The following is a 2,363-nucleotide window of genomic DNA, read 5'->3' as shown; positions in this document are numbered from 1 at the left end:
CACCGACGGCCGCATCAGCCCCGCCACGGAGGACCACCGAAGCGGCGCCGAGGAGTACGGCCGCCGCAGTATCTGACACCCCACCGGACACGAACCGACCCCCGAGCAAGAACCGGTCGGGCCCCCCACGACGCTCGCGCCCGGCCCGGGCCCCCAACGCCGGCACGACCCACGACCGCAGGGGCCAGGCCGAACCCGCCGCCACATCGGAAGCCACCCGCAGACACGACGCGGCCCCCACCATCCGCCCGGATGATGGGGGCCTCGCACGTCACACGCCGATCACTCGTCGTCGGCGAACGGGAACTCCTCGACGATCGTCATCACCGCTTCCTCCCGGGTGCGCGGCACCCGACTCAACACATAGTCCTCACCGTCGTCGAGCCGGCGCACGCAATCGTGCATCCACGACCGCCAACCACCACCGTCCACGTGGTCGACCGACCCCACCAGGACGCCGTCCAAGGACAGTTCCCACGTCGACAGCGACACCCGCCAGGCCTCGAAGCCCCGCTTCGTCAGGCACTCCGGCGCCACCCCGCTCTCGTGCATGGACGGGTGGTACCCGTCCCAGTGAAAGCGCACCACCTCCCGAGTCGCGATCTTCTGGAACGCCTGAATGATCGCCACCGCCCGCGACCGGCACCGCCACACCACCTGACGCGCCGCCGCCGGCCCCTCGAACAACCCGACGCAATCCCAGGCTTCCCGCTCACCCCACGACCGGGACAACAGATACCGGCGGCCGCCCCGCCAGAACAGCCAACCCCCCTCGTGCCGCCACACACGCGGCTTGAACGGGTCCCACCCGTCCACCTGCGGATCGAGCGGCCACACCACATCCCGGGCCACCTCCCGCACCGGACCACCCCGATCCAGCGCCACACCCACCCCGACCAGACGCCCCACACGATCCTCGACGACATACGCCACCGTCGCCGACACCGACCCACGCGGCAGACAAACCACCACACGATCATCCGGCCGAACATCCTCAAACCAGCACATAACCCGACGACTCCTCGACATGAAGGGGACCGACCGGACACAGCCCGATCGAGCGGCCCGGGGGTTTGCCCTCCCCCGCACCAACACATCAATTAAAGCACGGATTCGCTAGATTTTCTAGGCCTCTCACGACACGACCAAGGGAGAAACCCCAGCTCAAGCCATGCGCTTCCGCACGCCCGGAGAGACGGGGAGCGCAGCCTCCGGGTCGTCCCGCGCCCGCTCCAACAGACCCGTCGAAGTCCGCGCGACGTCTCTCCTTGCTCTGAACCTGCTCAAGTCCACCCCGACTCAAAGCCGCGGCCACGATCCTCGCAGGCATGACATTCGCCTGGCTCCACATCTCGCCGCAGTTGGGTGCAGCACTCATCACCACCGCCGGCGCGCTCTGGTACACCGTCGCCGGCTGGAGGCGAGCCACGCTGACCGCCCTGCACACCGCGCACACCGGACCCCGCGTCGCCGCGGTGACCGCCTTTCTGGAGGCCGTGAACAAGGGCCGGAGCAAACCCGTGAAGAAGCACGTGGCCTCCGCCCAAACCGCCTATCTGGGGATCGTCACCCTGTCGCACGGCAAGCAGCATGCCGCCGTCCGCGTCCGCGACATCGGCGCGAAGTGCGTACAGGACCTGCGGACATGCGACAGGGGCGTTTCAAAGTCCCCGCAAGCGCTTGAGTCCGCAGGTCGCGGATGTGCAAGAGGTCGGAACTGGCCCGTCACGAACGCAACGAAGCTCCGGTTGGACGAGGTGACCTCCAAGTCGCCTCGAACCACCGGAGCTTCGATGTGCCGCAAGTCTGCCACCGTCTGCCTGATCAAGTCGCCGGTCGTTACAAGCGCCTCGTCCGCCTCGCCACATAGAACACGACCTAAAGGAAGTGCACAAATCGCACCGTAAAGTCACATCGGAATTCCGTGTCGCTGGATCCAAATCTGACTCGATATTTACGAGGGTTTTCGTTGCTTACGTAAATACTGGGGAGGATTTCAAACTGCTGCTGCGGAAAAGATCCCTCGATCCGCAACTCACCTCCAAATTTTATAAATTGCGGATAGTGCTCATGGGCCTCTCCAGTGGTCATCTCGAACCGGGCGTCCGTACCTATTTGCACCACCTCATTATGGGCAAACCTGACAGGTCCGTCGGGGAAGGTGAAAATTTCCACGCGATTCACGGGAGCCGATTCAACGTCGTATGTGACCCCCCATAGGCCACCGGATACTTTCAATGGTCCGTCGTCACCATTGAAGTCCTCGCGGCGAATTCCTGTCAGCACAACTTCCACCACTTTACCCATATCGATCCCTTCTCGCCCAGCGTGTGCCGCTTGCACTGGTGGGTTTGTTTCCAACG

General features: G+C 64.7%; 3 protein-coding genes. 1 reads left to right on the top strand and 2 read right to left on the bottom strand.

Going from position 1 to position 2,363, the window contains the following annotated elements:
- Positions 1-282: 282 nt before the first annotated feature.
- Entirely contained in the window at positions 283-1,008 is a 726-nt protein-coding gene (locus ADK55_RS13350; protein ID WP_053678356.1) for a hypothetical protein, read from the bottom strand.
- 320 nt (positions 1,009-1,328) lie between these two features.
- Between ADK55_RS13350 and ADK55_RS38530 the strand changes: the two genes are divergently transcribed.
- Positions 1,329-1,907, top strand: a complete 579-nt coding sequence (locus ADK55_RS38530) for a hypothetical protein (RefSeq protein ID WP_159041385.1) — start codon at positions 1,329-1,331, stop codon at positions 1,905-1,907.
- Here the strand turns inward: ADK55_RS38530 and ADK55_RS38525 are convergent.
- Positions 1,879-2,363, bottom strand: a 485-nt coding sequence (locus ADK55_RS38525; protein WP_234350030.1) for a hypothetical protein, incomplete at its 5' end; no start/stop codon positions are given. The genes ADK55_RS38530 and ADK55_RS38525 overlap by 29 nt on opposite strands.

Source organism: Streptomyces sp. WM4235 (assembly GCF_001279725.1).
Lineage (GTDB): Bacteria > Actinomycetota > Actinomycetes > Streptomycetales > Streptomycetaceae > Streptomyces.
This window is presented reverse-complemented; position numbering and strand designations above follow the sequence as displayed.